This window comes from Neobacillus bataviensis, assembly GCF_019969725.1.
Genome location: NZ_JAHXYW010000008.1, coordinates 154,944 through 171,473, shown reverse-complemented (window position 1 = coordinate 171,473; position 16,530 = coordinate 154,944). Strand labels below are relative to the sequence as shown.

18 protein-coding genes are annotated in these 16,530 nt (G+C 40.0%); 17 read left to right on the top strand and 1 reads right to left on the bottom strand.

Translation table 11 applies throughout. The features are described from left to right. Window positions 1-106 precede the first annotated feature (106 nt). The 17 genes from LC455_RS20005 (at window position 107) to LC455_RS19925 (ending at window position 16,102) form a co-directional block, all read left to right on the top strand. Window positions 107-1,789, top strand: coding sequence for a formate--tetrahydrofolate ligase (locus LC455_RS20005; RefSeq protein WP_263297849.1), 1,683 nt, complete (start codon window positions 107-109; stop codon window positions 1,787-1,789). A 14-nt stretch (window positions 1,790-1,803) separates the two neighbouring features. Continuing rightward, entirely contained in the window at window positions 1,804-2,340 is a 537-nt protein-coding gene (locus tag LC455_RS20000; protein WP_223593360.1) for a hypothetical protein, read from the top strand. A gap of 3 nt (window positions 2,341-2,343) precedes the next feature. Then, complete coding sequence (locus tag LC455_RS19995; RefSeq protein WP_223593358.1) at window positions 2,344-2,835, top strand: glutathione peroxidase; 492 nt, start codon at window positions 2,344-2,346, stop codon at window positions 2,833-2,835. 109 nt (window positions 2,836-2,944) lie between these two features. Next, window positions 2,945-3,793: a DegV family protein gene (locus tag LC455_RS19990; RefSeq protein ID WP_223593356.1), complete on the top strand. Its 849-nt coding sequence runs from the start codon at window positions 2,945-2,947 to the stop codon at window positions 3,791-3,793. A 60-nt stretch (window positions 3,794-3,853) separates the two neighbouring features. Then, entirely contained in the window at window positions 3,854-4,009 is a 156-nt protein-coding gene (locus LC455_RS19985) for a hypothetical protein (protein WP_223593355.1), read from the top strand. A gap of 73 nt (window positions 4,010-4,082) precedes the next feature. Then, window positions 4,083-4,724 carry an HD domain-containing protein gene (locus LC455_RS19980; RefSeq protein ID WP_223593353.1) on the top strand — a complete coding sequence of 214 codons (642 nt, stop codon included), beginning with the start codon at window positions 4,083-4,085 and terminating at the stop codon, window positions 4,722-4,724. Further along, entirely contained in the window at window positions 4,721-6,610 is a 1,890-nt protein-coding gene (locus LC455_RS19975; RefSeq protein ID WP_223593351.1) for an ABC-F family ATP-binding cassette domain-containing protein, read from the top strand. The genes LC455_RS19980 and LC455_RS19975 overlap by 4 nt, the downstream gene beginning before the upstream one ends. Window positions 6,611-6,865: 255 nt before the next feature. Continuing rightward, on the top strand, window positions 6,866-8,002 hold the full coding sequence (locus LC455_RS19970; protein WP_223593349.1) for a conserved virulence factor C family protein: 1,137 nt from the start codon (window positions 6,866-6,868) through the stop codon (window positions 8,000-8,002). 71 nt (window positions 8,003-8,073) lie between these two features. After that, entirely contained in the window at window positions 8,074-8,508 is a 435-nt protein-coding gene (locus LC455_RS19965) for a BrxA/BrxB family bacilliredoxin (RefSeq protein WP_223593348.1), read from the top strand. Window positions 8,509-8,563: 55 nt separating this feature from the next. Beyond that, window positions 8,564-9,337: a class I SAM-dependent methyltransferase gene (locus LC455_RS19960; protein WP_223593346.1), complete on the top strand. Its 774-nt coding sequence runs from the start codon at window positions 8,564-8,566 to the stop codon at window positions 9,335-9,337. Window positions 9,338-9,475: 138 nt separating this feature from the next. Beyond that, window positions 9,476-10,069: a YpjP family protein gene (locus tag LC455_RS19955; protein WP_223593344.1), complete on the top strand. Its 594-nt coding sequence runs from the start codon at window positions 9,476-9,478 to the stop codon at window positions 10,067-10,069. Window positions 10,070-10,174: 105 nt separating this feature from the next. Further along, a complete protein-coding gene (locus LC455_RS19950; RefSeq protein WP_223593342.1) occupies window positions 10,175-10,756 on the top strand; it encodes a TerD family protein in 582 nt (193 codons plus the stop codon). A 78-nt stretch (window positions 10,757-10,834) separates the two neighbouring features. Further along, the gene (locus tag LC455_RS19945; RefSeq protein WP_223593341.1) at window positions 10,835-11,614 is read left to right on the top strand and encodes a TerC family protein; all 780 of its coding nucleotides are present in this window, start codon (window positions 10,835-10,837) and stop codon (window positions 11,612-11,614) included. A 77-nt stretch (window positions 11,615-11,691) separates the two neighbouring features. Continuing rightward, window positions 11,692-12,888: an HpcH/HpaI aldolase/citrate lyase family protein gene (locus LC455_RS19940; protein ID WP_223593339.1), complete on the top strand. Its 1,197-nt coding sequence runs from the start codon at window positions 11,692-11,694 to the stop codon at window positions 12,886-12,888. Then, on the top strand, window positions 12,830-14,176 hold the full coding sequence (locus LC455_RS19935; RefSeq protein WP_223593337.1) for a phosphoribosyltransferase domain-containing protein: 1,347 nt from the start codon (window positions 12,830-12,832) through the stop codon (window positions 14,174-14,176). Before LC455_RS19940 ends, LC455_RS19935 begins: the two co-directional genes overlap by 59 nt. A 1-nt stretch (window position 14,177) precedes the next feature. After that, window positions 14,178-15,296 carry a cysteine protease StiP family protein gene (locus tag LC455_RS19930; protein WP_223593335.1) on the top strand — a complete coding sequence of 373 codons (1,119 nt, stop codon included), beginning with the start codon at window positions 14,178-14,180 and terminating at the stop codon, window positions 15,294-15,296. Beyond that, window positions 15,296-16,102, top strand: coding sequence for a hypothetical protein (locus LC455_RS19925; protein WP_223593334.1), 807 nt, complete (start codon window positions 15,296-15,298; stop codon window positions 16,100-16,102). The genes LC455_RS19930 and LC455_RS19925 overlap by 1 nt, the downstream gene beginning before the upstream one ends. On the opposite strand, the gene LC455_RS19920 is transcribed toward LC455_RS19925, so the two are convergent. Continuing rightward, window positions 16,083-16,322 carry a hypothetical protein gene (locus LC455_RS19920; protein ID WP_223593333.1) on the bottom strand — a complete coding sequence of 80 codons (240 nt, stop codon included), beginning with the start codon at window positions 16,320-16,322 and terminating at the stop codon, window positions 16,083-16,085. The two genes, LC455_RS19925 and LC455_RS19920, sit on opposite strands and share 20 nt — an antisense overlap. Window positions 16,323-16,530 lie beyond the last annotated feature (208 nt).

The window sequence follows — 16,530 nt, the reverse complement described above, 5'->3', positions numbered from 1 at the left end:
AAGATAATAATTTGTTCATAATTAACATTCGGTTTGAAAGCGCATTTTTGATACAATGTAGTCGTAGTTATATTCTAAATGCTGAATGTGGGGGATTAGGGTGGTAATGAAAACAACAGTTAAGTCCGACATTGAAATTGCCCAAGAATCAAAAATGCAGCCAATTATCGAGATTGCCAAAAAAATTGGTTTAGAAGAAGATGATCTAGAGCTTTTTGGAAAATATAAGGCGAAAATTTCGAATGAAGCTTTAGCCAAAATTAAGACCAAAGAAAGTGGAAAAATAATTCTTGTGACTTCGATTAATCCTACGCCGGCGGGAGAAGGCAAATCAACCGTAACTGTTGGATTGGGAGATGCCTTCAATCGGATTGGCAAGAAAGCAATGATTGCGATGCGCGAGCCTTCATTAGGGCCAACAATGGGAATAAAAGGCGGCGCTACTGGCGGCGGATATTCTCAGGTTCTTCCGATGGAAGATATTAATTTGCATTTTACTGGGGACCTGCATGCGATAACGACGGCAAATAATGCCCTTGCGGCTCTTATAGATAACCATCTCCAACAAGGAAATGAACTGGTGATTGATCAGCGGAGAATTGTTTGGAAACGGGCTTTGGATTTGAACGACCGAGCATTAAGAAAAGTGATAATCGGCCTTGGCGGTCCTCTGCAGGGTGTCCCAAGAGAAGATGGCTTTGATATTACTGTGGCCTCGGAAATTATGGCAGTACTTTGTTTAGCCACTGACTTAAAGGATTTAAAATTACGCTTATCCCGAATGGTTGTTGCCTATAACTACAAGAAGGAACCTGTAACGGTGGGTGATTTAGGTGTTGAAGGAGCTTTAACCTTGTTATTAAAGGATGCGGTAAAACCAAACCTTGTCCAAACCATTGAACATACTCCTGCCCTGATTCACGGCGGGCCATTCGCCAATATTGCCCATGGCTGCAATAGTGTGATTGCAACGACAGCTGCTGCCAAACTTGCCGATTATGTCATTACCGAAGCTGGCTTTGGTGCTGACTTAGGAGCTGAGAAATTTTTACATATAAAATCTAGAAGTGCTAACATAAAACCGGAAGCGGTTGTCATTGTAGCGACAATCCGGGCCTTGAAAATGCATGGCGGTGTTGCGAAAACGGAATTATCGAAAGAAAACATTCCTGCCCTAACACTTGGATTTGCGAACCTACAGAAACACATTGAAACTATTAAAAGCTTTGGACTGCCAATTGTGGTGGCAATCAACAAATTTATCACCGATACCGACCAAGAGGTTGAGACATTGTTAGAGTGGTGTAAACGCGAAAACGTTCCGGTTGCCTTGACAGAGGTTTGGGAAAAGGGCGGGGAAGGCGGTATTGAGCTTGCTGAAAAAGTTTTAACCGTCATTGAAAAGGAGGAAAATAATTTCCACTCTTTATATGACCTCTCTGATTCCATCGATAAAAAGGTAAGAGCAATCGTCCAGCAGGTATATGGAGGAAAGGATGTTGATTTCTCCCCAAAAGCGAAAAAACAATTGCTGGATTTTGAAAAATTCGGCTGGTCCAATTTGGCTGTCTGTATGGCAAAATCACAATATTCCTTATCTGACGACCCTTCCAAATTAGGGAGACCAATGGATTTTACCGTAACGGTCCGGGAGTTTAAACCATCAATTGGCGCTGGATTTATCGTTGCTTTAACAGGGGAAGTAATGACAATGCCGGGACTGCCCAAAAAGCCAGCAGCCTTGAATATGGACGTGGATGAAAACGGGAATGCGTTAGGCCTTTTCTAAAGGAGAGAAATAAGATGTTTGATCCGACTGCCTTTGATAATATGAAAGTAGTTATTGAAGGTGCACTTTATGATTTTGACCTAAGCGGTGAAATCATTATTACAGACCGAAATGATTTCATTAACATGGCGAAAATGTCGCGTTCGTTTGACCTATCCTTTCAATTGCCAGCAGGTTCTGTAACTGCCAAAATTGAAATGGAATCAAAGCTTGTTAACCTGGCAGCGGAGCTTTTGTCCAACTCCCTGCCAGAAAAGCTTGCCGGAAGCTATGTTAAATTACAATTTTTCCTGGAACTTTTGGATACTTCAGCTGATTTTCAAGCGATTGAAACAATATTTTTAGACATTTGGGGCGAAAAGAGGAAAATTACTCAATCTGTAGAATATAATCCTTTAGATAAACCTAGAAAAATCAAAAATACTATTACGCTTGATTTTGAAAGAATAATTGGTGAAGAGCAAATGGATGATTTGATTGAAATGGCTGATTTTATGGTCACCACAATGGAAAAGCTCCAGGCAATTGTGGCGCCAGAAAATAGGGGGTAAAGGATGACAATTTATCAGTTTAGCGCTAAAACGATTGATGGACAAGAAATTTCGCTCAAGCAATTTGAAGGGAAAGTAGTACTGATTGTAAACACGGCAAGCAAATGTGGTTTCACCCCTCAATTTAAAGAGCTGCAAAGTCTATATGAAATCTATAAGGATAAAGAGTTAGAAATCCTTGGGTTTCCTTGCAATCAATTTATGAATCAAGACCCTGGCACTGAGGAAGAGATTAAATCCTTTTGCGAATTAAATTATGGTGTAACGTTCCCGATGTTCGCGAAGGTGGATGTTAACGGGGTATATACCCATCCATTGTTTAGATACATCAGGGAACAAACTCCTGGGTTGTTGGGCATTAATACAATTAAGTGGAACTTCACTAAATTTTTAGTGGATTCAAATGGAAAAGTCGTAAAGCGTTTTGCTCCTCAGACAAAACCGAGCGAAATCGCAAAAGATATAGAGACATTACTTTCAGTAAAACCGGTTTAATCAACCGGTTTTATTTTTTATCGTTAAATATTTACAATATTCAAAAATAAAGGTACGATGGTTTTAACTTAGTATTATGACCACATACTAAAAATAGGGGGAGATGGTCTTGGTCAAAACAGCATGGGTAACTGATAGCACAGCCTATTTAGATAGTGAATTAATAAATCATCCAGATGTGTACTCCATTCCATTATCGATTATATTGGACGGAGAGGTGTATGCAGATGGGATTGATTTGACTCCAACCCAGTTATTTGAAAGATTAAAACAATTAAAAAATCCTCCCACCACCTCACAGCCATCAATTGGTGCATTCCAGGCTTTGTATGAACAGCTTGAAAAAGATTATGATCAAATCGTCAGCGTTCATCTATCAGGCAAACTAAGTGGTACAGTATCCTCAAGTGAGCAGGCAGCAAAACTTGTAAATATTCCGGTAACAACCTTTGATTCGAAAATTCTTACCTATCCTATGTCGGCTTTACTCAAAAAAGGGATGAATCTGCTTGAAGCGGGTATAGGACTTGAAAATGTCATTGAGGAAATGAGTAAGATTAGGGATACGAATGAAACGTATGTTTTGGTTGGCAGTCTAGAACAGCTTCATCGCGGCGGCCGAATGACAGGTGTCCAATTTTTCCTGGGAAGTTTGTTAAACGTAAAGCCAATCATATCAATTGAAGATGGTGCCTTGAACGTAAAGGAAAAGGTCCGAAGCGAGAAAAAAGCAAAGGAAAAAATCCTTGACTATTTTAGGGCAGCATATGAGAAGCAACAATTTAAAGAGGTGTATATTCTCTATGGTCTTCATGAAGAATATACGGAGGAATGGAAAGCTGAAATTGGTAAGCAATTTCCTGACTTAAACGTAATTTGTTGCCCATTAGGTGCAGTCATCGGTGTCCACGCAGGTGAAAATACCCTGGGAATCAGCTGGCATAATGCCATGAAATAACTTTTCCCCCACTGGAGCATACTAAGATTGCACGAAATCTAAGCAGGAGGGGGATTGGCCATGAGTAAACAAGGAAGGCAGAATGCAAATCAAACAAGAGATCAAATTGAAAAACAGGATAACCGAAATGATATTGAACTAGGCAGTGACTTTCAAATTGGAAATACTAGTTCACAAAGCCAGAAAAAAAGCGGACGTCAAGCAAACAAAAAATAACCTCGAAACATTCGGGGTTATTTTTTGTTTGTTTTTCATGATAAAATAACATGGGTGAAGGTAGGTGCTTTAAATGATCATAAAACAAACCGAAGAATTTGTTCGACATGAATTAGGTGAAGATGCTACAGGCCATGATTGGTTCCATGTGGATCGTGTCCGTCGAAACGCATTACATATTTGCAAGGAAGAAAAAGCTGGAGATCCGTTTATCATCGAAATGGCAGCGCTTCTCCATGATATACCAGATGAAAAATTAAATGAAAGTGCGGAAAAAGGAAAGCAAAAACTCGAAACCTTTTTAGAGTCTGTCTCATTAACGGATGCGGACAAAAATCATATCGTAAAAATTATCGAATCGATTTCATATAAAGGCGGAAGAAAAACCACCCTAGAATCAATAGAAGCAAAGATTGTACAGGATGCTGATCGATTGGATGCCATCGGGGCAATTGGAATTGCCAGAGTGTTTGCTTATGGAGGGAAAAAGGGACAGCCTATTTACGATCCTAGTATTACCGTAAGAAAAGAAATGAGTTTGGAAGAATATCGAAAAGGAAAATCGACAAGCATCCATCATTTTTACGAAAAATTATTGAAATTAAGAGACCTATTAAATACAGAAGCTGCCAAAAATATGGCTGCAAACCGGCACCAAATGATGGTCTTATTTTTAGAACAATTTTACCAAGAATGGGATGGGCAAGGCTCATGAAAATGTTAACAGTTGAAAATGTGTCAAAAACCTATGGGGAGAAACAGCTCTTTAACGATATATCCTTCACGATTAGTGAAAAGGAACGAGTAGGATTAATCGGGATAAACGGGACAGGCAAATCCTCTTTATTAAAAATTATTGCAGGCGTGGACATTGCTGACGAAGGTAAAATTATCACCGCAAAGGATTATTCTATTGCTTATTTAGACCAACAGCCCGAGTTGGATTCGGACAAGTCTGTGCTAGAACAAGTCTTCCATGGGGAAGCGCCCATCTTAAAGTTAATGCGGGAATACGAAAAAACACTAATGGATCTGGAGCAATTTCCAGCTGATGCAAAGGTTCAAGAACAACTATTTCAATTGCAAAGGCAAATGGATGCGTTAAATGCTTGGGATGCGAGTACGAATGCTAAGTCGATATTAATGAAATTGGGAATCGAGGATTTTACAAAGAAAATTGGTGAGCTTTCTGGCGGTCAGAAAAAACGTGTCGCCTTAGCACAGGTTTTGATTGCTGAACCTGATTTACTTATCCTTGATGAGCCTACTAACCATTTAGACTTTGATTCCGTTAAATGGCTGGAGGAATATTTAAGCAGATACTCAGGTTCCATTTTGCTGGTTACACATGACCGCTACTTTTTAGACCGGGTTGCCAATCGGATGTTTGAATTAGACGGCGGCAATTTATATAGCTACAAAGGAAATTATGCGGCTTTTTTAGAAGCTAAAGCGATTCGCGAAGAAAATGAAGCAGCGACCTTTGAAAAAAGAAAAAACCTTTTCCGGCGGGAGCTTGAGTGGATCCGGCGCGGCGCCAAAGCGAGAACAACGAAGCAAAAGGCGCGTATTCAACGGTTTGAAGAGCTAGATGAAAAGGTTGCATCAGGAAAGCCATCCAGTGAAAAGCTTGATATTTCGTTAAATGGCAGCAGACTTGGCAAACAGGTTTTTGAGCTGAAGGATGGATCCAAGCGGTATGCGGAAAAAACAATTTTAAATCATTTTGATTTATTAGTGAAGCCTGGCGATCGAATTGGGATCATTGGCAGGAATGGAGCGGGAAAATCAACCCTTTTGAATATTCTCGCCCAGAGAATTCCGCTTGATGAAGGTGAATTCATCATGGGACAGACCGTGAAGATCGCTTATTATACACAGGAAAGCGAAGACATGGATGAAAATAAACGGATGATTGAGTACATTAAGGAAACGGCCGAGATTGTAGAAACATCGGATGGCAAGACCATCTCCGCGGCCCAAATGCTTGAACGATTCTTATTTCCGCCATTTACCCATGGAACACCGATACGTAAGTTATCTGGTGGGGAAAAGCGTCGTCTTTACCTGTTGAAGCTTTTAATGACTGCACCGAACGTTCTCTTACTAGACGAGCCGACCAATGATTTAGATACACAAACCTTGACCGTCCTTGAAGACTATCTCGAAGAATTCCCTGGTGTGGTGATCACCGTTTCCCATGACCGCTATTTCCTCGATAAAGTGGCAGAGCAGCTGCTTGTTTTACGCGGTGAAGGAAACATAGATTCCTTTTATGGAAACTACACGGAATATCTAGAGAAAGAAACCGCTCTAGAAGCAGTGAAAACTGTGAAAGTTTCGACACCAGCTCCTAAAGCTCCTGAAAAGGAAAAAAAGAAAAGAATGTCTTTTAAAGAGAAAAAAGAGTGGGAAGAAATTGATGAGGTCATTGCTAAAACCGAGGCCAAGATTGAAGAAGTTTCGGAGGAATTAGGGAAGTCGGGCAGTGATTTCACCAAAGCCCAGGAATTAATGAAACAGGAAGCAGAATTGAATGAAAAACTCGAATATTTAATTGAAAGATGGTCATATCTAGCTGAACTTGCGGAAAATGAATAAAAAGTGCGCCTCTGGCGTGCTTTTTTGTGGTGGGGAGATTCTATGGTACGGGAATTTTCTATTTACTCGCGAAATTTTACGGTTTACTCGCGGAAATTTACTGTTTACCCGCGAAACTTTTAAGTTTACTCGCCGAAAAAGGTAATTTTCTCGCGAACTGCATTTCTTACCTAAAAATAAGAGCTTCGTTCATGAATGAACGACCACCAATGTGTTAAACTTGATAGAGATAACATTATGAATTAGGTGATTGTGTTGAAAATTAAGGCGATTGAACCAACGCCAAGTCCAAATACAATGAAAATTATTTTAGATCAAGAACTGCCAATGGGGAAAAGCCATAATTATAAAAAAGAAACATCTGCAGAGGCTCCTCCTGTCATTCAGGCAATCCTTCAAATCGAAGGAATCAAGGGTGTGTATCACGTTGCTGATTTCCTGGCAGTTGAAAGGAATGCCAAATTTGACTGGAAGGTATTGCTCCCTCAGGTCCGTCAGTCGTTTGGAGAAGCTGCAGCCGAATCCACTCAGACTGAAAACCAAATAAATGAGCATTTCGGTGAAATAAAAGTCGAAGTCCAAATGTTTAAGGATATTCCGCTCCAAGTGAAGTTATCCGATGGCTCGACCGAAAAACGCTTCGGAATGCCAGAATACTTTTTAAAGGCACGAGAAAAAGCGCAGCTCCCTGACGAAAACTATATTTTATTAAGAAAATGGGCTGACCAGGGTGTCCGATACGGAGACTTTGACCAAATTGGCCAGGACGTTGTGGAAGAATTAATTGCCGCCTATCCTCAAGAGCGATTAGAAGCACTAGTTGAAAGTGCTCAGCAAAAAGATTCTATTACAAAAGTAAAACCAATCCTTACACGGAAAAAGGTTTCACTTGAAGCGCTGGCTAATTCCGACTGGCAGGTACGCTATCAGCTGCTAGAGCAAATGGATGATCCGGTGCTCGAGGATTTACCGGTCCTAGAAAAGGCATTATGGGATGAGAAGCCATCCATTCGCAGACTAGCCACTGTCTATCTCGGAATGATAAAAGACCGTGCCGTATTGCCGCTTTTATATAAAGCCCTTAAGGATAAGACAGTAACGGTTCGCAGGACAGCAGGAGATTGTTTATCGGACTTGGGATTCCCGGAAGCAGGCAATGAAATGATGGCGGCCCTTAAAGACCAAAGTAAACTAGTCCGCTGGCGGGCGGCGATGTTTTTATATGAAGAAGGGGATGAAAGTGCCCTGCCAGCTCTAAAAGCAGCTGAAAATGACCCCGAATTTGAAGTCAGCATGCAAATCAAAATGGCGATTGAACGAATCGAAGGTGGGGAAGAAGCCAAGGGGTCTGTTTGGAAGCAAATGACCGAAGCAAGAAAATCAGAGAACTGATTTCAAAATTGCATTAGGAAGAGAAAATATAGTATTCTAACACTGGAAAGCTTATTAATGGAGGGATTATTATGTCAATGGCATATGAAGAATATATGAGACAAATGGTTTTACCGATGCGTCAAGAGTTAACACAGGCAGGTTTTCAGGAGCTTTCTACAGCAGAAGAAGTAGAAAATTTTATGGAAAATGTTAAAGGTACTTCACTAGTAGTTGTCAATTCTGTTTGTGGATGTGCGGCAGGCTTAGCACGCCCGGCAGCAACTCAGGCTGTATTAAATAGTGAAAAAAAGCCGGATCATTTAGTTACGGTCTTTGCCGGACAGGATAAGGATGCAACTGCAAAAATGCGTGAATATTTCGAAGGGATCGAGCCTTCCTCGCCATCAATGGCTCTGCTAAAGGACAAAAAGGTCGTTCACTTCATCCCGCGTCATGATATCGAAGGCATGCCGCTCGAAGTCATTATGGAAAATTTAAAGTCTGCTTTTGAAGCAAACTGCTAATGAGGATGTCGATTGACATCCTTTTTTTATAAAATTAAACAATACGAGGTAAGAAATGTTTGTTACTACTTCAGGAAGAACAACACAACAATTAAATGAAAAAGCAATGGACATTGCCGCGACACTCGATGTACCCTATCTACCAAGAAAGAAAAAATCCGTTCAGCTTTTACAAGAAAAATGTGACAGCGATTGCCTGGTGGTTGGAAAAGAACGCTTGGAATTATTTCAAAAAGGAGAACAAGAACCTTTTTTCTTTCATCCTAACTCAGCAATGTTTCGGATCAAACGACTAATGCGCGGAGAACATGATCCATTTGCGGATGCTGCAAAGCTATCACCGGGTATGACCGTTCTGGATTGTACACTTGGACTAGCCTCCGATTCGATCGTCGCGAGTTTTCTTGTAGGCAAAGAAGGTTCTGTTACGGGAATTGAGGGGGAAAAATTCTTGGCCTATATTGTAAAAGAGGGCCTTAAAACCTGGGATACTGGGATTCCTCAAATGAATGAAGCAATGGAAAGAATCAATGTTATTCAATCAGCTTCACTTGACTATTTAAAGGGCTTAAAAGATGCCTCTGTGGATTGTGTATATTTTGATCCTATGTTTGAAGAAAGTATTATTGGGTCAGTTGGAATTAAACCGCTAACCCATTTTGCGATTTATAATGATTTAGATGAAGAAACGATGGAAGAAGCTTTACGGGTGGCCAAATTTCGCGTCGTCCTTAAAGACCATTTTAGAAGCAGCCACTTCGAAAAATATGGCTTTCAAGTGTTTCGAAGACAAAATGCCAAATTTCATTTTGGTTATATTGAAAAATAAAACTGAGACAAAAGCCGGTCTCAGTTTTTCTATTATTAACAATCTGTTCTTTTCCATTTTTGTGAAAATGGAAGTATAATAGTTTGCATAGGCACATTTTAAATCAACAAAATTCTCAATAGAATTAGGTGAAGGAATATGAAGAAATGGCTCCGTAAATCACTTTTTGTCACGGTATCTGTTTTAACTTTCGGTCTCGTCACGCCAACACAGCTGATGAATGCCGTAAATGCAGACAATTTGAGCGAGCGGGATGTCTTCGAGACACCGGCCCCAGCCAACAGTTTCTCGCAAACAACCGCCTACTTAGAAGAATCAGAGTTTGATAGAGAAAAGTTTATGCAAAATTTATTGAAGCAGGCAGAATTGCAATCATACCAAAAGTTTGGCAGCAAAATTAAACCAGTTATCGAAGATGAATTTCGTGAAATCATTTTACCTAATATTGAAATCGCCTTGCATCAAACAGCTGACCATTATCCTGAAGAGGATTTAAAAAATCTCACAATCACTGAACATCCGGGAACGGGACATTCGGAAAAAATATTTAATATAAAAAATGCCATTGATGGAAAAGATATTCTACGATTCCATGTTCGAAGAGATAATCCGCCGCAGGCAGGCTACTGGTTTAATTTTCATTATCATACCCACCATGATGAGTTTCAAAATCATTTTGAACTGGGATCCATTTATTGGGATAAAAATACTCCGCCAAAATGGATGAGTTAACTCGAGTACATTTGCTAAAAAGAAAAAAAAAAATTTATATTATAAATGAAACTTTTTTAAGACAGACTCGTAAATAGACTATTACTTAAAATGGAGGAATGAAAAATGGCAGTAAGTTTATCAAAAGGACAGAAAGTTGATTTAACAAAAACAAATCCAGGACTTACAAATGTTGTAGTTGGACTTGGATGGGACACGAATAAATACGACGGCGGAAATGATTTTGACTTAGACTCTTCAGTATTCTTGCTCGGGGAAAATGGAAAAGTGACGAATGAAACCGACTTTGTTTTCTACAACAACCCTCAAGGTGCAAATGGTGCAGTTGTACATACAGGAGATAACCGCACAGGTGCAGGTGATGGGGATGATGAGCAAGTTACCATCAATTTAACGGCTATTCCGGCAAACGTTCAGCGCATCGCTTTTACGATTACCATTCATGATGCGGCCAGCCGCAACCAAAACTTCGGTCAGGTTTCAAATTCCTATGCCCGCATTTTTAATGAGGCTACAGGGGAAGAACTTATCCGTTATGATTTAGGGGAAGATTTCTCTATTGAAACAGCTATCGTTGTAGGTGAATTATACCGCCACAATGGTGAATGGAAATTCAGTGCCATTGGCAGCGGCTACCAAGGCGGATTAGCAGCACTTGCAACAGACTTTGGCTTACAGGTTGGCTAAATTTAAAAAATAAGAGACCCGGCGCTCGGCTGGGTCTTTTTACAAAAATTTGTTTACTATCTGGGAGGAATTCTTTTAATGTCAGTTTTGCAGGGAATTATTGACACATATGCTCAATTTTTTGATTTAGATATGTGGGGAAGGGTTTTAACCGATCCAGTCAGTTGGGGACTTATTGGTACACTTATTATATTGGAAGGGTTACTATCAGCGGATAACGCCCTTGTTTTAGCCGTCATGGTCAAGCATTTGCCGCCTGAAAAGCGGAAAAAGGCATTATTTTATGGTTTAATTGGGGCTTATGTTTTCCGTTTTATTGCGATTGGAATCGGGGTTTACCTCATAGAGCTATGGTGGGTGAAGGTTCTTGGCGCCGGATACCTTGCATGGTTATCGATTAAGTATTTTATTGATAAACAAAAGGGTGGAGAAGACGAAGGTGAAGAGGAGGCTGAAGGAATTAACCAAAAAGGGTTATTGATTCGCATGTTTGGTACCTTCTGGGGAACAGTAGCCTCCGTTGAATTAATGGATATTGCCTTCTCCGTAGACAGCGTCCTTGCCGCATTTGGAGTGAGTAACGAAGTGTGGGTATTATTAGTTGGCGGTATGCTGGGTGTGTTAATGATGCGAGGTGTGGCCGGTGTATTCTTAACCTTAATTGATAAAGTACCTGAGCTAGAAACATCCGCTTATATCTTAATTCTGATTATTTCCGTTAAAATGTTCCTCGGTGTCTTTGATATTCATATTGAGTCACTTTACTTCTTTATCATCTTACTGTTAACATTTGGAGCGACATTTATTGTACACTTCATGAATAAGAATAAAGAAGGCAGCAAAGAACGAAATTCATAACATAGTTGTTTTAATATTAGGGAGCAGACGAGAGTCCGTCTCCCTTATTTTTTACCTTTAAAGAGAGGTATTTAAAAATGAGATTTTTTACATATTTTTATGAAAATGAAATGGAACAGTATTTTTATCAAAAGCCGCAAAGTTTTAGTAAATATTCAGAGCGTGAGCTGTTATCCTATGGTTTGGGTGCCACCCTCTATATGCCTGCAACACGGCCGAATATTCATCAGGAAATTCTCTCAAAAAAGCACGACGGTTTAACTTCACTTGTGATTGACCTTGAGGATGCGGTAGGGGACAAGGAAGTTCAACGGGCTGAAAAACTGCTGATCCGGGAGCTGTTACATTTATTCGGAGAGTTGAATAAAGGGTTTTTAAACTTTGAAGATTTGCCCCTTATGTTTGTAAGGATTCGTGATCTTGAGCAGCTCAAACGATTAGCGGAACAGCTGGGCGATGCCATTCGTCTTCTAACAGGTGCTGTACTCCCGAAATTTAACGCTGAGAATGGAGAAGACTTATTAAGTGAGGTACGTAAGCTTCATACTGAGCAGCATCCATTTTATGCAATGCCGATTCTTGAAACAGCAAAGGTTATTCAAAAAGAAACAAGGATGGAAGAATTATTATCGATAAAACAGCAGGTCGACCGCTATAAGGAAATTGTTCTAAATATTCGCATTGGTGCGACTGATTTTTGTGGATTATATGGGATCCGCCGAAATGCTGATACGACAGTTTACGATATTGCGGTATTAAGAGATTGCATAACTGATATTATCAATGTTTTTCAGAGATTCGACAATCCTTATGTTATTTCTGGTCCTGTTTGGGAATATTTTTCGGCTAAAAATAGAATGCTGAAGCCCCAGCTCAGACAAACCCCATTTCGTGAACGCTATGGGGATGAAGGGCTTAAATGGAGAGCTAAATTAATCGACAATCATTTAGATGGTCTGATTAGGGAGACCATTATGGATATCGCCAACGGTTTAACGGGAAAAACCATTATTCATCCCTCCCATATCAAGATTGTCCAGGCGTTAAATGTAGTTTCCTACGAGGAGTATATTGATGCGAGTAATATTGTAAAGGCGGCCACAGGCGAAATTGGGGTCATGAAAAGCGAGTTTGCTAATAAAATGAACGAGATAAAACCTCATTATTATTGGGCCAAGAAAATCCTATTAAAATCACAGCTTTACGGGGTGTTACATGAAGAATTCACCAACATTGACCTTATCAAAAAAGAAGTATACGTTCCAGGTTCTTGACGCGATTAATACGGACATTGAAGTCACAGAAAATCCATATCAATTACCTATTGACGATCTTTTCACGATGGCAGCAAGGATTAATAAAAAACGCTCGTTTTTGTTTGTAAGCAAAGTGCTTGGCAAACATTTGCCTATTGATGCCAACAAGGGGCTGACTACAGCAGCCCTTCTTGCAGCCAGATTTTTAGAATCAATAAAAGGTATGGAATGCCGGGAGAAGGAGCGACTTCTATTCTCCTTTCAACAGGGAGGAGAGTTCATGGACCATCCCTTTATTCCGCCAAATATTAATCCGGTTGTGATTGGGTTTGCGGAAACGGCCACCGCCCTCGGGCACGCTTTTTTTGCTTGCTTTCAGAATGCCGATTATTTTCATACGACGAGAGAAGAACTAGTAAATCAAACACCTGGGATTACCTTCGAGGAAGAGCACTCACATGCTACTTCACATCGCTGTTATGTTGCGCCGGAGCTCCTTCAAAATAACAGGGAAATCATTCTTGTTGATGATGAAATGACGACCGGAAAGACGGCCATCAATATTATTCGTTCGATTCACGAACAATTTCCACGTAAGGAATATACAGTTGTGTCAATTTTAGATTGGCGGTCAGACGAGAACAAAGCAGAATTTTTTCGGCTTGAGAATGAGCTTGGAATTAAGATCAGGGTGGTTAGTCTTTTATCAGGATCCGTAAAGGTCCAGCAGTTGAGGGAGTTGGAAGAACAATCCCATGAATTAAATCAGGCCAATCAAATCGAAATGTCAATTGAGAAGGTACAATTAGCCCAATATTTTACATCAAGCCCTTTTCATGATCGAAACAACATTTCATATATCTATGATACGGGGCGTTTCGGGTTAAACAGTGTCGAACATCTTACGGATCAACAAAAAATGGGCGAGGCAGCCAAGTTCTTAAAGGATAAAAGGTCAGGTCAAAACACGCTTTGTCTTGGAACGGGAGAATTCATGTATCTGCCAATGAAATTAGCAGCAGCTATGGGGAAGGGCGTATTCTATCAATCCACCACCAGAAGCCCTATTTATATTGAAGATAAAGAAGGATATGGAGCAAGATTCGGCCTAACATTTCCTAATCCTGAAGATTGGGATGTCACTCATTTTGTCTATAACATCCCGCCAGGATTATATGATGAATTATTTTTATTTTTTGAAAGAGAGGTAGAATTAAAAAATTTTCAACCTTTCCTGGATGTAATAGCAACATTACAAATAGAGTCTGTGAAGCTCGTCTTTTTTTCTAATGCAAGAGGTGAATAATATGCAAAAAACAATCAAAAAGCCAGCGATTATTGGAAGTTATCCTGCAGATGATGTTCTTTTCTTATTAAAGGATTTAAGTGACATTAAGCTTGAGGATTCGACCAAAAACCGGGAAGTTCGAATGCAATCAGGCGGTCATTATAGCGAATCGCTGCCAATCGAGTACCAGCCGCCAAAAGAGTATGTTGATTTATTTTGGAAAACCCTCCATAAGTATAAGCGGAAAGCAGCGTTGTGCATTGGCATTGTGGCGGAGCAAATCTATCAATTAAAGGGAGAAAGAACGGTTCTCGTTTCCCTGGCCCGTGCCGGAACACCAGTCGGAATCCTCATCAAGCGGTATCTAAAAAGGCGATACAATGTGTCACTCAAGCATTATAGTATTTCGATAATCCGTGACCGCGGAATTGATGAAAATGCCATTCTATATATCCTTAACGAGCATCCGAATGGAATCATTCAATTTGTGGATGGCTGGACCGGAAAAGGCGCGATTTCAATCGAACTTACCAATGCTTGTCAGGCTTTTGAGCAAAAGTTTGGAGTTGCCCTTGATGACACGCTTGCGGTTATGGCAGACCCAGGTTATTGCACCAAGCTTTTTGGAACAAGAGAGGACTTTTTAATTCCAAGCGCTTGTTTAAACTCAACGGTATCGGGACTTGTAAGCCGAACTGTTTTAAATGATCAATACATTGGACCGGAAGATTTTCATGGTGCGAAGTTTTACAAGGAGCTTCAAGCGGAGGATGTATCAAATGAATTTATTAGGTTAATAGATGAAGAATTTACAAGTATTTCTGCAGAAGCGCATGAACTCTCATTGAAAAAAAGACATGAAAATATTGATCCAGGTTTCTTAGGGATGAAGGATGTTAAGAAAATCCAGGCTGAATTTGCGATTGAAAGCACCCATTATATTAAACCAGGTGTTGGGGAAACGACCAGGGTATTGCTTAGAAGGGTGCCATGGAAAATATTGATGCGTGATTCAACCAGCCCTTTCGTCCAGCACATTCTTATGCTGGCAAAAGAAAAGGGTGTTGAAGTAGTCGAATACCCTGACTTGAACTATTTGTGCTGCGGTCTAATCAAATCAGTGAAGGAGAAAAACTGATGATTTTTGCCTCTGATCTTGACCGGACACTTGTTTATTCAAAAAGAGCGCTTGATGAGCTTGGGATTCCCGAAGGGACTCGTCTTAAACCTGTCGAAAAAAAAGATGGCAGGTGGGTTGCCTATATGACGGAATCCTCTTTTTTTACATTAAAAGAGCTTTCCTGTCATAGTTTATTTATCCCAGTGACCACAAGAACGACAGAACAATTTAATCGATTTACGGTTTTTACCGAGGATATCCCGCTAAAATATGCGATTACCACAAATGGTGCCAATATTTTATATCAAGGGGAACTATTAGAGGAATGGTCAAATCATATTTTTCAAACATTAGCAATGGATTCGGCTTCTCCGGAAGAATTGTTATCGATTGTCGAGCGTGAAGGGTACCATTTCGATGGGCAATTAAAGCAAGTGGAAAATCTATTTTTCTATTACATATTAAATGGTTTCCCCGATTCCTTTGTCAAAGGTGAATTAAATGAATTGGCCGCAAAGTATGGCTGGAGAATTTCCTTACAAGGGAAGAAGCTTTACTTTATGCCGATGGCCGTTCGTAAAGGCGCCGCCCTTGAATATATTTGTCAGCGGGAAGGAATGAAGGCGATTGCCGGCGCTGGTGACTCGCTATTAGATTTGGACTTTTTAAATATCTGCCAATATCGATTTGTCCCCAACCATGGTGAATTGGCCTGCGTGTCCAAGAAAACCGGACTTACGTTAACCGAAAACACAGGGGCATTGGCAGGGGAAGAAATTCTCCAACATTTTTTTAAGCGCTGTTTTACTTTAATATCCGAGTGAAAACAAAATAATAGAGAGAAGAAAAAAGACTATAGGAGGCAATAAAAAATAAGATGGACAGTCCAATCGAATGGAGAACAGGAACAAGCAGTAGTGTAAAGATTAAACTGAACACAAGTAAATCCAGATAAATAAAAGCGCTTGCACTCATCACTTCGAGAACATCATTCATTTCCTCGTCGATTAGTTCCATCTTGGGCCGCTTATATAAAAAACGCATTCATGTCACCTACTTATGTTTGAGTACTCCAATAATATGTAGGGACAAGGAAAAAGGTGAAAAAGGTGGAAATTGCTCTAAATATGAAACATTTTTCAAACACTTTCGTATAAAGAAATGAACCATTTTTATAACTGTGATATGATGAAATAGTAGCCTTACATAATTTGCTAAGTGAAAAATCTTTCGCTTTCAGAGGAAGGGATCA

What these genes read in the sequence shown, in the direction of transcription:
- LC455_RS20005 (WP_263297849.1), top strand. Translation starts at nt 107, where the DNA reads ATGAAAACAACAGTTAAGTCCGACATTGAAATTGCCCAAGAATCAAAA.
- LC455_RS20000 (WP_223593360.1), top strand. Translation starts at nt 1,804, where the DNA reads ATGTTTGATCCGACTGCCTTTGATAATATGAAAGTAGTTATTGAAGGT.
- LC455_RS19995 (WP_223593358.1), top strand. Translation starts at nt 2,344, where the DNA reads ATGACAATTTATCAGTTTAGCGCTAAAACGATTGATGGACAAGAAATT.
- LC455_RS19985 (WP_223593355.1), top strand. Translation starts at nt 3,854, where the DNA reads ATGAGTAAACAAGGAAGGCAGAATGCAAATCAAACAAGAGATCAAATT.
- LC455_RS19980 (WP_223593353.1), top strand. Translation starts at nt 4,083, where the DNA reads ATGATCATAAAACAAACCGAAGAATTTGTTCGACATGAATTAGGTGAA.
- LC455_RS19975 (WP_223593351.1), top strand. Translation starts at nt 4,721, where the DNA reads ATGAAAATGTTAACAGTTGAAAATGTGTCAAAAACCTATGGGGAGAAA.
- LC455_RS19965 (WP_223593348.1), top strand. Translation starts at nt 8,074, where the DNA reads ATGTCAATGGCATATGAAGAATATATGAGACAAATGGTTTTACCGATG.
- LC455_RS19960 (WP_223593346.1), top strand. Translation starts at nt 8,564, where the DNA reads ATGTTTGTTACTACTTCAGGAAGAACAACACAACAATTAAATGAAAAA.
- LC455_RS19955 (WP_223593344.1), top strand. Translation starts at nt 9,476, where the DNA reads ATGAAGAAATGGCTCCGTAAATCACTTTTTGTCACGGTATCTGTTTTA.
- LC455_RS19950 (WP_223593342.1), top strand. Translation starts at nt 10,175, where the DNA reads ATGGCAGTAAGTTTATCAAAAGGACAGAAAGTTGATTTAACAAAAACA.
- LC455_RS19945 (WP_223593341.1), top strand. Translation starts at nt 10,835, where the DNA reads ATGTCAGTTTTGCAGGGAATTATTGACACATATGCTCAATTTTTTGAT.
- LC455_RS19940 (WP_223593339.1), top strand. Translation starts at nt 11,692, where the DNA reads ATGAGATTTTTTACATATTTTTATGAAAATGAAATGGAACAGTATTTT.
- LC455_RS19935 (WP_223593337.1), top strand. Translation starts at nt 12,830, where the DNA reads ATGAAGAATTCACCAACATTGACCTTATCAAAAAAGAAGTATACGTTC.
- LC455_RS19930 (WP_223593335.1), top strand. Translation starts at nt 14,178, where the DNA reads ATGCAAAAAACAATCAAAAAGCCAGCGATTATTGGAAGTTATCCTGCA.
- LC455_RS19925 (WP_223593334.1), top strand. Translation starts at nt 15,296, where the DNA reads ATGATTTTTGCCTCTGATCTTGACCGGACACTTGTTTATTCAAAAAGA.
- LC455_RS19920 (WP_223593333.1), bottom strand. Translation starts at nt 16,322, where the DNA reads ATGCGTTTTTTATATAAGCGGCCCAAGATGGAACTAATCGACGAGGAA.